Consider the following 13,622-nt stretch of genomic DNA (forward strand, 5'->3'; position numbering starts at 1 on the left):
CCGACCAGCGCGGCGCCGAAGCCACGCACCTGGAAGCCTTCCAGCACGGCGGCTGCCGACCAGAACACGCACGCGTTGATGACGAAGAGAAACAGGCCGAGGGTCAGCACCGTCACCGGCAGCGTCAGCACCACCAGCACCGGACGCACCACGGCATTGAGCAGGCCGATCACGAAGGCGGCCAGCAAAGCCGCCGGGAAACTGGTGATCTGCACCCCGCCATAGACGTAGGCCACGAACAGCAGCGCCACGGCGCCGAGGACCCACTTGGCGAGGAGCTTCAACATGGGCGCAGAGCATAGCAGGCACCCGGCGCAAGCTCCTTTCGGCCGCTACGCCGAATCGCCGGCCGGGCGCCGGCCGGAGCGAGCCGCCCACCAGCCGGCGCCCAGCACCCCGGCCACGCAGACAGCATAGGTGCTCCAGCGCGCGACTGCATGCATGGCGGCCGGCGGATCGAACACCGCGTCCAACAGCGGTTCGCCCACGATCATCTTGCCGGCGGTGAAGGCCAGCACGGCGGCGCCGGCCTGGATGATGAAGGGGTAGCGCTCCACCAGCTTGAGCACCACGCTGCTGCCGAACACCACGATCGGCACGCTGATCAGCAGGCCGATCACCACCAGGTCCATCGCGCCGTTCGCCGCGCCGGCCACGCCCAGCACGTTGTCCACGCCCATCAGGGCATCGGCGATGACGATCGTTTTCATGGCGCCCCAGAAGGTGCTGGCCACCGGGCCGTGCTCGTCGCCGCCGCCGTCGGCGGCCAGCAGGTTGTAGGCCACCCACAGCAGGCCCAGGCCGCCGACCAGCATCAGGCCCGGCACCTTGAGCAGCCAGACCACGCCCAGCGTCATCACCGAGCGCACGGCGATGGCGCCGACGGTGCCCCAGACGATGGCCTTGCGCTGCAGTTTCGGCGGCAGGTTGCGGGCCGCGAGCGCGATGACGATCGCGTTGTCGCCGGCCAGGACGAGGTCGATGAGGATGATGGCCAGCAGCGCCGACCACCAGGGTGCAGACATGAATTCCATTGCCAGGATTCTCCGGATTGCCAAAGGGGGACAACCCGGCGGGGCGCAGGAACGAGAGGCCAGGGGGAGGGCTGGCAAGGCTTCGATCCCGGCGCCCGCACCGGGCCCGATCTCGAAGGTCTTGCTCGGCGCCGGCCGCGGGGGCCGGCGCCCGGCATGCCGGGCGCCCTGGACGGGGCTCCGTATTGACGGCAGGCCGAGTGCCGCGGGCCTGGGTGGCGCCGCGGCGGGGGAGCTACTCCCCTTCGCAGGCTGAATTAAACCACGGCGGCCGGCCCGCCGCACGGGGCGGCCACCAGCGGCGGGCTATCATCGCCCTCCCCTCTTGGCGCAAGCATGGCCGGAATCCACATCACAGACATCGAAGCGGCCATCAACTGGTGGCGCGAACGCAGTCCCTCCCCGGACGGCGTGACCCTGGCGCCCGAATTGCGGGCGCTGGCGCAGGTGTATGCGCTGCTGGTGTTCCATCGCGAGGACGAAGCCGACGAGCGCGGCTTTCCGCCGGCCGCCTACGCCGCCTGGAAGGTCTGGTTCGACAGCCAGCCCGACACGCCCTGCATCGCCATCTGCTCGACCAGCCAGGGCGACGCCGAGTGCAAGGGCTGCGGGCGCAGCTTCGAGGAGGTGCAGCGCTGGACCGGGATGTCGCCCGCCGAGAAGCGCCAGATCTGGCGCCGCATCACGCTCGAAAGCGATGCCTGGCGCTTCAACCGCTATTCGGAGCGGGCCACCGAAGTGACGGTCGCGCCGCCGTTGCCCACGCCAAAATCGTGAGATGAAGCGGATCGCGCAGGCGCCCAACCTCGCGATCGCCGCGCTGTGGGCTGACACGCTCAGGGAAGCGGGCTTTTCCGCCAGCGTGCAGCGGCAGTTCCTCTCCGGCATCGCCGGTGAGTTGCCGCCCGATCAGTGCCTGCCGGAGATCTGGCTGCTGCACGACCAGCAGGAGGCCGGCGCGCTGGCCCTGCTGCAGGACCTGCGCAACCTGCCGCAACGGCGCTGGCAATGCGCCTGCGGCGAGCTGGTGGAAGGCGGCTTCGAGTCGTGCTGGAACTGCGGGCTGGCGATGCCAGCGTAGCCGTGCAGGGCGCAGGCCCGCGGCCTGCACACCCTTGCCGGTACGAACCTGCCCCAGGGTGTGCAAGCTCCGCTGCGCACCCTGGCTGGCTATTTCCAGCGCACCGGCTCCAAGTCCACGTGGCGCTTCTCGTCGCCCAGCATCAGCGCGCCTTCCTGGATCGTCGCCTGCAGCTGCATGCTGCGCTGGGCCAGCGTGGCCAGCTGCTGCGCCGCTTCGGCGGGGATGCGCCAGACCTGCAGGTTGTGCAGCTTGTGCAGCTTGTTCTCCACGCCCTTCCACCAGATTTCGGCGGCATGGTGGAAGGCGTACAGCACCACCTGGTCGGCCTTGCGGCAGGCCTTCATCATGGCGATCTCGTCGGGCTGACCGACCTCGATCCACAGCCGCATCTGGCCGGTGAAGTCGCGCAGCGAGGCGTCCGGGTCTTCCGGGTCGCTCAGGCCGGCGCCAAAAGCCAGCGTGCCGTCGCCGCCCAGGATGGTCTGCAGCTTGTGGGCGTGGATGGCCAGCGCCACCAGCCGCACCATCATGCGTTCGTCGGTCTCGCTCGGATGCCGCGCCAGCGTCAGCGCGTGGTCGGCGTAGTAGCTGTGCTCGATGTCGGCGACCTGCAGGTTCGCCTTGAAGATGGTGGATTTGAGTGCCAAGAAAGCCTTCAGGTGCAGCGCTGGTCCGCCCCAGGGCGGACCAGCCCCAGCGGGGAGCAGCGACCACACGTGGTGCGGAGTGTGGAGGAGGTCATTTTTTCAGACGCGGCGGGCGAGTTCGGCGGCCTTGCCGGTGTAGCTGCCGGGCGTCATCGCCAGCAGCCGGTCTTTCTCGCCCTGCGGAATCTGCAGCGAGCGGATCAACCCGTGCAGGTCTTCCGCCTGCACGGTCTTGCCGCGCGTGACTTCCTTCAATTTCTCGTACGCGCCTTGCACGCCGTAGCGGCGCATCACCGTCTGGATCGGCTCGGCCAGCACTTCCCAGGCGCAGTCCAGGTCGTCCCGCAGCGCCTCTTCGTTGAGTTCCAGCTTGGCCAGCCCGATGCCCAGCGAGTGGTAGGCCAGCGTCGCGTAGCCCAGGGCCACGCCCATGTTGCGCAGCACGGTCGAATCGGTCAGGTCGCGCTGCCAGCGCGAGACCGGCAGTTTCTCGGACAGGTGCCTGAGCAGCGCGTTGGCCAGCCCCAGGTTGCCTTCGGCATTCTCGAAGTCGATCGGATTGACCTTGTGCGGCATCGTCGACGAGCCGATCTCGCCTTCGCGCAGGCGCTGCTTGAAGTAGCCCAGGCTGATATAGCCCCAGGCGTCGCGGCACCAGTCGACCAGGATGGTGTTGGCGCGCGCCACCGCGTCGAACAGCTCCGCCATGTAGTCGTGCGGCTCGATCTGGATGCTGTACGGCTGGAAGGTCAGGCCCAGTCCGAGCGGCTCCGGCGTCTCCACCACCTTGCGGGCGAAGGCTTCCCAGTCGAAGTCCGGCCAGGCGGACAGGTGCGCGTTGTAGTTGCCGACCGCGCCGTTCATCTTTCCCAGCAGCTTGACGGCCGCGATTTTCTCGCGCGCCGCCACCAGCCGCACCACCACGTTGGCGATTTCCTTGCCCACCGTCGTCGGGCTGGCGGTCTGGCCGTGGGTGCGACTGAGCATCGGCACCTCGGCGAAGGCATGCGCCATCGCGCGCATCTTGCCGATCACGCCGTCCAGCGCCGGCAGCAGCGCCAGCTCGCGCGCGCCCTTGAGTTGCAGGGCATGGCTGGTGTTGTTGATGTCTTCGCTGGTGCAGGCGAAGTGGACGAACTCGCTGGCGGTGCGCAGCTCGGGCCTGGCCTCGAACTTCGACTTGATCCAGTACTCCACGGCCTTGACGTCGTGGTTGGTGGTCTTTTCGATCTCCTTGATCGCGTTGGCGTCGGCCTCGGAAAAGGTCTTGACCAGCCCCAGGAGGTAGGTGCGGGCGCCGGGCGAGAGCGGCTTGAATTCGGCAAAGCCGGCGTCGCTCAGCGCGATGAACCAGCACACCTCCACTTGCACCCGCTTGTGCATGTAGCCTTGCTCGCTCATCAGCGGGCGCAGGGCGGAAAGGCGGCCCGCGTAGCGGCCGTCCAGCGGCGACAGGGCCGAAATCGGGGAAAGTGCCATGGCGGAATTGTAGGCTTCGTGCGGGGGTGCGGTTGCGCCGCCCGCCTGTCGCAAGTGAACGACAGCCGCGTAAATTCCTTACCCTAGAATGAATCCGTCCCTCCCCGTAGAACCTGTCAGACAGAGAGCCCCATGAAGTTGATCGGATCCAGCAGCAGCCCGTACGTGCGCAAGGTGCGCGTCGTCATGGCCGAGAAGAAACTCGATTACCAGTTCGTCGAGGAGGACGTCTGGGCGGCCGACACCACCATCGCGCATTCCAACCCGCTGGGCAAGGTGCCCTGCCTGGTGATGGAAGGCGGCGAGGCGCTGTTCGACTCGCGCGTCATCGTGGAGTACCTGGACACCTTGTCGCCGGTGGGCAAGCTGATTCCCGCGGTGGGCCGCGAGCGGGCCGAAGTCAAGACCTGGGAGGCGCTGGCCGACGGCGTGCTGGACGCGCTGGTGCTGGCCCGGCTCGAGGCCAACTGGTCCGGCCGCGCCAAGGGCCAGCGCTCGCAAGCCTGGATCGACCGCCAACTCGAAAAGGCCCATGCCAGCGTCAAGGCCATGAGCCAGGGCCTGGGCGACAAGCCGTTCTGCGCCGGCATCTACCTGAGTCTGGCCGACCTCGCCGTCGGCTGTGCGCTGGGCTACCTGGACTTTCGTTTTGCCGAGATCGACTGGCGCACCACCTATCCCAACCTGGCCAGGCTGCACGAGAAGCTGGCGCAGCGCGCCAGCTTCTCGGAGTCGATGCCGAAGTAGCGCCCCAGGCGCCGGCCGCGGCCGGAAGAAAAATGCTGCGAAGCGCCCCGAGACGAAGGAGGGAGGGAGGGAGGAGGAGAAGAGTCGCCTCGGGATTGCGTCCGGCACGTGGTGCGCCGACGGCTTCGCAGCAGCAAAATTGAATCGCTCCCTGCCTCTCCAGAGGATGGAGTGGTCGCCCCCGGCGCGGTTCCCGCCGGGCCGGGGACGGTGGTAAATCTTTGTGAGCCGCGCCGGCCTTCAGCGCTGCGCCAAGGCCTGCTCAAGCGCCCGCACCAGCGCCGGATCGTCAGGGCGGGTGATGCTGCCGTAGTCGGCGATCACCTCGCCGTCACGCCCCACCAGGTACTTGTGGAAGTTCCACAGCGGCGCCCGTCCACTGCGGGCGGCGAGTTCGCGAAACAGCGCATTGGCGTCGCGGCCGCGCACCGCGCTGGCGCCGAACATCGGAAACTTGACGCCGAACGTGTTTTCGCAAAAGTCCGCGATCTCGCGGTTGCTGCCCTTTTCCTGGTTGAAGTCGTTCGAGGGAAAACCGAGCACCACCAGGCCGGCGCCCTGGTAGCGCGCGTGCAGCTTCTCCAGCGCCGCGTATTGGGGCGTGAAGCCGCAGAAGCTGGCGGTGTTGACCACCAGCAGCACACGGCCGGCGTACTGGCACAGCGGCTGCGGTTGTTCGTCCTGCAGGCGCGGGAAGCTGTGTTGCAGCAGCGCGGGGCACGACGTGGGCTCGGCGGCGTGCGCTGGAGCCGCAGCCGCCAGGACGGCCAGGCTGGTCAGAAGGAGAAGGGCAAGGCTGCGCATTGCGCGGACGATGACGCAGCGGGGCTGATTTGTCCAGGCTGGGCGGCTGGACATGGCCTTGTCCCACAACCGTTGAAGGCGCGCTCCCCCGCCGAGCTGGCCATTGGACCGTAAAATCGCCGGTTGTAAGAAAGGTCGCCATGCTCTATCCCGAATTGTTCAAGCAGCTCGAGTCCGTCCGCTGGGACATGGACAAGGACATCCCGTGGGACCAGTTCGATGCTTCGCTGCTGACCGACGAGCAGGCCCAGACCATCAAGATGAATGCCATCACCGAGTGGTCGGCGCTGCCGGCCACCGAGATGTTCCTGCGTGACAACAAGCACGACAGCGACTTCTCGGCCTTCATGTCGATCTGGTTCTTCGAGGAGCAAAAGCACTCGCTGGTGCTGATCGAGTACCTCAAGCGCTTCCGTCCCGACCTCGTGCCCACCGAGGAAGAGTTGCACGAGGTCCGCTTCGAGTTCGAGACGGCGCCGCCGCTGGAGACGCTGATGCTGCACTTTTGCGGCGAGATCCGCCTGAACCACTGGTACCGGCGGGCCGCCGAATGGCACACCGAGCCGGTGATCAAGAAGATCTACACGACGCTGAGCCAGGACGAGGCCCGCCACGGCGGCGCCTACCTGCGCTACATGAAGCGCGCCATCAACAAGTTCGGCGACGAAGCCAAGGCCGCCTTCGCCAAGGTGGGCGTGCTGATGGCCAGCGCCCGGCGCACGGCGCAGGCGCTGCACCCGACCAACCTGCACGTGAACAAGGCGCTGTTTCCGCGCGACACCATCCAGTCGCGCCTGCCGGACCCGGAATGGCTGGAGGCCTGGCTGGACACGCAGATCAAGTTCGACGCGGTCTGGGAGACCAAGGTGGTCGAGCGCATCCTGCACAACCTGAGCCTGCTGATGGACCGCAGCTTCAAGACGGTGCAGGAGCTCAATCGCTACCGCAAGGAAGTGACGGCCTCGGCCGCCGCCACCGCGGCCGCCGCCGCCGGTACCGTCGCGCCCCAGCCGGGCGCGGCCTGAACTTCGTCGCCGGTGGCTGAACCGGCCTTCCTGGCCAAGCTCGTTGCGCGCGCCCAGGCGGCGCGCGCCGTCGCTGCCCTACCCGGGCCGGTGGTCTTCACCAATGGCGTGTTCGACGTGCTGCACCGCGGCCATGTCAGCTACCTGGCGCAAGCCCGGGCCCTGGGCGGCTCGCTGGTCGTCGCCATCAACACCGATGCCTCGGCCCGCCGCCTGGGCAAGGGCCCGGACCGGCCGCTCAACGGCGAGCTCGACCGCGCTCTGGTGGTGGCCGCGCTCGAGTCGGTCAGCCTGGTGACTTTCTTCGACGAGGACACACCGGTGGCTTTGCTGACCGAAACCAGGCCCCAGCTGTACGTCAAGGGCGGCGACTACGACATGCGCGAGCTGGCCGAGACCGCGCTGGTCCAGGGCTGGGGCGGCCGCGCCCTCGCCATCCCCTTTGTTGACGGTTATTCGACGACGGCGCTGGTGCAGCGCATTCGCGCGTCCTAGCTCAGGGCGCCCGCCACAGCCGCAGGTAGGCCGCCGACGCCGAGAGGGTCGGCAGGTGCAGGTTCTGCAGGTCTTGCGGCAGGTCCGCCGGGAGCGGATCGACCCAGCCCGACACACCCAGCCCGAGCCGGCCGCCCGCCACCTCGATGCCCACGGCATCCAGCAGCGAGGGGAACAGGTCGAACGGCAGCAGTTCCTGCCGGTGCCCCGGCGGGGGCTCGGCGCCGATGAACAGGTTCACCAGCTGGCGATCCGGCTCCTCCAGCAGCAGGCGCTGCACCGGGTTGCCGACCGCGAGATGGTCGCCCAGGATCACCACGACGGTGTTTTCCAGCAAGCCTTGCTCGCCGGCCGTGCGCACGAAGTCCGCCACCAGCCTGCTGGTGCAGGCGACCCGGTCCGCGAAGTTCCTGACGCCCTGGCCGCTGCAGGTGGCCGAGGTGAAACCTTCCGGGTTGTGGGTGTCCAGGGTGAGCAGCGTCAGGTTGAAGGGCTGGCCGGCGGCTTGCAGCTGCGCCAGCCGGGCGGACGCGCGGGCCAGCAGCGCATCATCGTGCAGGCCCCAGCCGCCGAAGTCGCGGCGCACGGCACCGGCGGCGAGCCATTCCTCCTTGCCATGGCGCTCCACGTAGCCGTGGTCGCGCAGGAACGTTCCCTTGCCCGCGAACGACAGCGGCGCCCCGCCCATGAAGACGTTGCGATAGCCGTGGGCCTGCAGCACGTCGCCCAGGCAGGTGGCGCCCGGCAGGAAGGCGCGCCGCTGGCCACCCGCCCGCATGTCTTCGGAACTGTAGATCGACAGCGGCACGCCGCACTGGGTGGCCACCATCGCGGCGATGGTCCAGGTCGCTCCCGGCGCCTGCCGGTAGGCGGCAAAGCGGTGGCCGCCCAATTCGTCGAGCGGAGCGAGCAGGTTGGAGCCGAACAGCTCGGCGGCCGCGTACGTGGTCTCCAGGCTCTCCACGTAGACCAGGACCAGGTTGCGCAGGCGCCCCGGCTGCAGCTGGACTTGCTGGGGCGCGCGGTACGCGGCGGCGAAGCGGTCCGGGCCGACGTGCGCGGCGACGAACGAAAACACCGAAAACTGCAGCAGCAACAGGCTCGCGCCGACCGCCAGGGCGACGGCCGGGACCGCACCCAGTATCCGCAGCCGGGGGCCTTGCCAACGCCGCGCGGCTTGCCGGTGCAGCCAGGTGGCAGCAGCGGCCAGCAGCAACGGCAGCGCCACCGCCTCGGTCAGGAAGGTCACGACATAGACCTCCCCCATCCGGAAGGCCGCGGTGTCGGCGTAGTACAGGTGGAACACCACCTGGGCAACGGTCGGGTCGCCGAAGGTGCGGCCGACCCAGCCCGCCAGGGCGGCGATGAAAAAGGCGCAGAAATAGATGCAGGGCAGCAGCAGGCGGCTCATGGCGGGGCCGGCCGGCGCCGCCAGTTGGCCGCTTTCTTCACCATCCGGCGCGCCAACTGCTCGGCGTCGTCGACGTACTCGAACACCACCGGCACCACCAGCAGGCTGAGGATGGTCGAGGTGACCAGGCCGCCGATCACGGCGATGGCCATCGGCGAGCGGAAGCTGGCGTCCGCCTCGCCCCAGCCGATGGCGATCGGCAGCATGCCGGCGGCCATCGCGATGGTGGTCATGATGATGGGACGGGCCCGTTTGTGGCAGGCATCGAGCAGGGCCTCGAAGCGGCCCAGGCCGTGGTCGCGCCGCGCCACGATGGCGTATTCCACCAGCAGGATCGAGTTCTTGGTGGCGATTCCCATCAGCATGATCAGGCCGATCAGCGACGGCATGGAAAACGACTTCTGCGCCAGCAGCAGGCCGACGAAGGCGCCGCCCAGCGCCAGCGGCAGCGCGCTCAGGATGGTCACCGGGTGCAGCAAGTCCTTGAACAGCAGCACCAGCACGATGTAGATGCACAGCACCCCGGTCAGCATGGCCAGACCGAAGCTGGCGAACAGCTCGCCCATCACCTCGGCGTCGCCGATCTCCACCACCTTCACCCCCGGCGGCAGGTTCTTGACCGAGGGCAGCTGCTGCACGGCCGCCGCCACGTCGCCCAGCGGCAGGCCGGACAGCTCGATCTCGAAGTTGATGTTGCGCGAGCGGTCGTAGCGGTCGATTACCGCCGGCCCGCCGGTCAGCTCCAGCGTCGCCACTTGCCCCAGCATCACCGGGCCGCGGGCGCCCGGCACCGTCAGGCGCTCGAGCACGCCCAGGTCGGTGCGGGCCTGGTCGGTCAGCCTGACGACGATCGGCACCTGCCGCTGCGACAGGTTCAGCTTGGGCAATGCCACGTCGTAGTCGCCGGTGGTGGCGATGCGCAGCGTCTCGCCGATCGCCGCGCTGGTCACGCCCAGGTCGGCCGCGCGGGCGAAGTCCGGCCGCACCGCGATCTCGGGCCGGATCAGGCTGGCGGTGGAGGCGACCTGGCCCAGGCCGCGGATGGTGCGCAGGTCCTGCTGCACGGCCAATGCCGCGGCCTGCAAGGCCTGTGGATCCTCGCCGGTCAGCACCAGGATGTACTTCTCGCCCGAGCCGCCCAGGCCGACCTTGCTGCGCACGCCCGGCAATGGCTCCAGCGCCGTGCGGATCTCGTTTTCGATGCCTTGCTTGCGCGGCCGCTCGCTGCGCTTGGCCAGCAGGATGGTCAGCGTCGCCTTGCGCGTTTCGGCCGCGCCGCCGCCGGCGAACGGGTCGGTGCCGGCGGTGCCGCCGCCGATGGTGGTGTAGACGCTTTGCACGTGCGGCACCTTCATCACCGCCGCGCGCGCCTGTTCGGCGATGGCGCGCGTCTGCTGCAGCGTCGAGCCGGGCGGCAGCTCCAGGTAGACCTGGGTCTGCGAGTTGTCGTCCGGCGGGATGAAGCCGGTCGGCAGCAGCGGGATCAGGGCGACCGAGCCGAAGAAGAACAGCGTCGCCAGGATCATGGTCTTGACGCGGTGCTTCATGCTCCAGTTCACCGCCCGCATGTAGATGCGCAGCCAGCGCGGGTCGCCGTGCGGGGCCGGCACGGGCTTGAGGATGTAGGCCGCCATCATCGGCGTCAGCACCCGCGCCACGACCAGCGAGGCGAACACCGCCAGCGAGGCGGTCCAGCCGAACTGCTTGAAGAACTTGCCGGCCACCCCGCTCATGAAGGCGGTGGGCAGGAACACCGCGATCAGCGTGAAGGTGGTGGCGATCACCGCCAGCCCGATCTCGTCGGCCGCTTCCATCGCCGCCTCGTACGGTGACTTGCCCATCTGCAGGTGGCGCACGATGTTCTCCACCTCCACGATGGCGTCGTCGACCAGGATGCCGATCACCAGCGACAGCGCCAGCAGCGTCACCACGTTGATCGAGAAACCCAGCAGGTACATGCCGATGAAGGCCGGGATCACCGACATCGGCAAGGCCACCGCCGAGACGAAGGTGGCGCGCCAGTCGCGCAGGAACAGCCACACCACCAGCACCGCCAGCAGCGCGCCTTCGTACAGCAGCTTGATCGAGCCGTGGTACTCCTCTTCCACCGGCGTGACGAAGTCGAAGGCCTGGGTCAGCTGGATGTGCGGGTGCTGCGCCTTGAGCTCGTCCAGCGCCTTGCGGGCGGCGGCGCCAACCGAGACCTCGCTCTCGCCGCGGCTGCGCGCCACCTCGAAACCCACCACCGGCTTGCCATCGAGCAAGGCGGCTGCGCGCGGCTCGGCCACCGTGTCGCTGACCAGCGCCACGTCTTCCAGCTTGATAGTGCGGTTGCCGGGAATGGAAATCTGCAGCTGGCCGATCTCGCGCGCCGTCTTGACCGTGGCCAGCGTGCGCACCGGCTGCTCGCCGCCGCCCAGGTCGGCCCGGCCGCCGGCGCTTTCGGTCTGCACCTGGCGCAGCTGGCGCGAGATGTCGGCCGCCGTGATGCCCAGCGCCTGCACCTTGAGCGGGTCCAGCGCCACCCGGATCTCGCGGTTCACGCCGCCCACGCGGTTGACCGCGCCCACGCCCGGCACCGCCAGCAGCTTGCGCGAGATTTCGTTGTCGACGAACCAGGACAGCGCCTCCTCGTCGAACTGCGGCGAGGCCACGGTGAAGGCCAGCACCGGCTGCCCCGACAGCTCCATCTTGGTCACGATCGGGTCGCGCAGGTCGGACGGCAGGTCGGCGCGCACGCGGGCGACGGCGGAGCGCACGTCGTCCACCGCTTCCTGCACCGGCTTTTCCAGCCGGAATTCGGCGGTGACGGTGACGATGCCGTCCTGCACCTTGGTGTAGATGTGCTTGAGCCCCTGCACCGTGGCGATGGAGTTTTCCAGCTTGCGGGCGACGTCGGTCTCCAGCTGCGCCGGGGCGGCGCCGGGCAATGCGGCGCTGACGATCACGGTCGGCAGGTCGATGTCAGGGAAGTTCTGCACCTTCATCATGTTGAAGGTCAGGATGCCGCCGAAGGTCAGCAGCACGAACAGCATCACCGCCGGAATCGGGTTCCTGATCGACCAGGACGAGACGTTGATCATGGCCGGGCCCCGGCCCTGGCGGGGGGCGCTGGTGCCGGGGCGGCATCGGCCACGCGCACCAGGTCGCCGTCGTTGAGGAAGCCGCCGCCGCTGGCGACGATGCGGGCGTCGGTGGGCAGCGGCGACAGCACCTGCAGCCGGTCGCCGGCGACGCGGCCGATCTGCACCTTCAGCTGCGTCACCCGGTTGTCGGGATTGACGCGGAACACGTAGCTGAAGCCTTCGCGCACCACCACCGCCGGCTGCGGCAGCGTGAGCGTGGGCACCGCGCCCAGGTCGAACTCGCCGCGGGCGAACATGCCGGCGCGGGCGCTGCCCGACTCCGGGCCCGGCAGCGGCTTGACGTCGACATACACCAGACCGGTGCGGCTTTGCGGATCGACCGTCGGGGCTAGCATGCGAACGCGCCCTTCCAGCCGGGCGCCGCTGGCCGCCGTGACGATCGCGGTGGTGCCGGGTGTCAGCCGCCCCAGCTCGGTGGCGGTCACCTCGGCGCGCCACTCCAGCCGGCCTTGCCGGATCAGCCGGAACAGCTCGGTGCCGGCCGCCGTCACGGCGCCGACGGTGGCGGTGCGGGCGGAGATCACGCCGTCGTCCGGCGCCTGCAGCACGCCTTGCGCCACGCGCACCAGCTGCGCCTGCAGCACGGCCCGCGCCACTTCCACACGGGCCCGCGCCGTCGCGTCCGCGGTGGTGTACTGGTTGATCTGCGACGCGCTCATGGCGCCGGTCTGCTGCAAGGTGCGCGCGCGTTGCGCGTTGTTGGCCGCCTCCGCCGCATTGGCCTGGGCCTCGGCCAGGCTGGCGCGCCCTTGCGCCGCCTCGGCGCGCAAGGTGTCGGAGGCGAAGCGGGCCAGCGGCTGGCCACGCTTGACCCGGTCGCCGACGTTGACCAGCACTTCGGCGATGCGCAGCCCGTTGGCTTCGGCCGCGACGATCGCCTCCTGCCAGGCGGCCAGGTTGCCGTTGGCGGCCAGCGTGAGCGGCAGCATCGCCTGCTGCGGCAGTGTGGTGGTGACGGTCAGGGCCGGCTTGGCGGCGGCCTTTTCCGCTGGCTTGTCGCCGCAGCCAGCGAGCAGCAGGACCAGCGCCAGGAGGCTCCAGCCGGTCAACGGGCGGGCGGACGGGAATTGGGGCATCACGGTTCGGAGTCCTCGTTGTCGTTGTCAGGAGCGCGCTGCGGTCGCCGGCGGCGCCCAGCCGCCGCCGAGCGCGCGGTACAGCGCGATCCAGGCGGCGATGCGTTCGCGCTGCAGGGCCACCAGCGCGGTCTCGGCGGCCAGCAGCACGCGGCGCTGGTCCTCCAGCTCGATCAGGCTGCCCAGGCCGCTGCGGTAGCGCGCCTCGGTCGCCACGAACGACACGCGGTAGCCCTCGACCGCGGCCAGCGCGTTCTCGTTGCGGGCGCGGGCACTCTCCAGCGTGACCAGCGCCTGCTCCACCTCGCGCACGGCCTGCCGCACGCGGGCCGTGTACAGCGCCACCGCCTCCTCGTAGCGGGCCACCGCCGAATCCACCTCGGCAGCGCGGCGGCCGCCGTCGAAGATCGGCACCGTCAGCGCCAGCGGACCGATGGACCAGGTCTGGGCGTCGTTGCTGGCGCCAGCCGCGCGCACCACGCCGGCGGCGATCTGGCCGTTGAGCGTCAGGCGCGGGTAGCGCTGGGCCCGGGCCGAGCCGACGTCGGCACTGGCCGCTGCCACCTCGCGCGCCGACTGGAACACGTCCGGGCGCTGCGCCAGCAGGGCAGCGGGAACGGCGGGCAGGGCGACCAGCGCAAAGCCGGCCGGTTCGACCCAGGGCGGGTCCAGCC

14 protein-coding genes are annotated in these 13,622 nt (G+C 69.4%); 5 read left to right on the top strand and 9 right to left on the bottom strand.

All coding sequences use genetic code 11. From position 1 onward, the window contains the following. The coding region (locus JWP65_RS14710) for a phage holin family protein (protein ID WP_299765006.1) at positions 1 to 284 on the bottom strand (284 nt) is incomplete at its 3' end. A gap of 48 nt (positions 285 to 332) precedes the next feature. Next, positions 333 to 1,034 carry a TerC family protein gene (locus JWP65_RS14715; protein WP_299765008.1) on the bottom strand — a complete coding sequence of 234 codons (702 nt, stop codon included), beginning with the start codon at positions 1,032 to 1,034 and terminating at the stop codon, positions 333 to 335. A 336-nt stretch (positions 1,035 to 1,370) separates the two neighbouring features. Here JWP65_RS14715 and JWP65_RS14720 point away from each other — a divergent pair, with 336 nt between their 5' ends. Then, on the top strand, positions 1,371 to 1,811 hold the full coding sequence (locus tag JWP65_RS14720; protein ID WP_299765010.1) for a DUF3717 domain-containing protein: 441 nt from the start codon (positions 1,371 to 1,373) through the stop codon (positions 1,809 to 1,811). A 1-nt stretch (position 1,812) separates the two neighbouring features. Next, positions 1,813 to 2,115, top strand: coding sequence for a DUF2007 domain-containing protein (locus tag JWP65_RS14725; RefSeq protein ID WP_299765012.1), 303 nt, complete (start codon positions 1,813 to 1,815; stop codon positions 2,113 to 2,115). An 89-nt stretch (positions 2,116 to 2,204) separates the two neighbouring features. Here the strand turns inward: JWP65_RS14725 and JWP65_RS14730 are convergent, their stop codons facing one another. Continuing rightward, entirely contained in the window at positions 2,205 to 2,765 is a 561-nt protein-coding gene (locus JWP65_RS14730) for a YaeQ family protein (RefSeq protein WP_299765014.1), read from the bottom strand. 99 nt (positions 2,766 to 2,864) lie between these two features. Then, the gene (purB, locus tag JWP65_RS14735; protein WP_299765016.1) at positions 2,865 to 4,244 is read right to left on the bottom strand and encodes an adenylosuccinate lyase; all 1,380 of its coding nucleotides are present in this window, start codon (positions 4,242 to 4,244) and stop codon (positions 2,865 to 2,867) included. Between the two features lie 132 nt (positions 4,245 to 4,376). Here purB and JWP65_RS14740 point away from each other — a divergent pair, with 132 nt between their 5' ends. Continuing rightward, entirely contained in the window at positions 4,377 to 4,991 is a 615-nt protein-coding gene (locus JWP65_RS14740; protein WP_299765018.1) for a glutathione S-transferase N-terminal domain-containing protein, read from the top strand. Between the two features lie 240 nt (positions 4,992 to 5,231). Here the strand turns inward: JWP65_RS14740 and JWP65_RS14745 are convergent, their stop codons facing one another. Beyond that, positions 5,232 to 5,795, bottom strand: a complete 564-nt coding sequence (locus tag JWP65_RS14745; RefSeq protein WP_299765020.1) for a glutathione peroxidase — start codon at positions 5,793 to 5,795, stop codon at positions 5,232 to 5,234. 140 nt (positions 5,796 to 5,935) lie between these two features. Here JWP65_RS14745 and JWP65_RS14750 point away from each other — a divergent pair, with 140 nt between their 5' ends. Next, entirely contained in the window at positions 5,936 to 6,820 is an 885-nt protein-coding gene (locus tag JWP65_RS14750) for a ferritin-like domain-containing protein (RefSeq protein WP_299765022.1), read from the top strand. A gap of 12 nt (positions 6,821 to 6,832) precedes the next feature. After that, on the top strand, positions 6,833 to 7,315 hold the full coding sequence (locus tag JWP65_RS14755) for an adenylyltransferase/cytidyltransferase family protein (protein ID WP_299765024.1): 483 nt from the start codon (positions 6,833 to 6,835) through the stop codon (positions 7,313 to 7,315). Position 7,316: 1 nt separating this feature from the next. On the opposite strand, the gene JWP65_RS14760 is transcribed toward JWP65_RS14755, so the two are convergent. The 4 genes from JWP65_RS14760 to JWP65_RS14775 form a co-directional block, all read right to left on the bottom strand. Further along, entirely contained in the window at positions 7,317 to 8,726 is a 1,410-nt protein-coding gene (locus tag JWP65_RS14760; protein ID WP_299765026.1) for a sulfatase-like hydrolase/transferase, read from the bottom strand. After that, positions 8,723 to 11,806 carry an efflux RND transporter permease subunit gene (locus JWP65_RS14765; RefSeq protein ID WP_299765029.1) on the bottom strand — a complete coding sequence of 1,028 codons (3,084 nt, stop codon included), beginning with the start codon at positions 11,804 to 11,806 and terminating at the stop codon, positions 8,723 to 8,725. The genes JWP65_RS14760 and JWP65_RS14765 overlap by 4 nt, the downstream gene beginning before the upstream one ends. After that, complete coding sequence (locus JWP65_RS14770) at positions 11,806 to 12,948, bottom strand: efflux RND transporter periplasmic adaptor subunit (protein ID WP_299765031.1); 1,143 nt, start codon at positions 12,946 to 12,948, stop codon at positions 11,806 to 11,808. Before JWP65_RS14770 ends, JWP65_RS14765 begins: the two co-directional genes overlap by 1 nt. Positions 12,949 to 12,975: 27 nt before the next feature. After that, positions 12,976 to 13,622 (bottom strand): TolC family protein (locus tag JWP65_RS14775; RefSeq protein ID WP_299765027.1); only part of this gene is annotated, 647 nt, incomplete at its 5' end.

Origin of the sequence: Ramlibacter sp., assembly GCF_028292805.1 — a bacterium.
Classification (GTDB): Bacteria; Pseudomonadota; Gammaproteobacteria; order Burkholderiales; family Burkholderiaceae_C; genus Ramlibacter.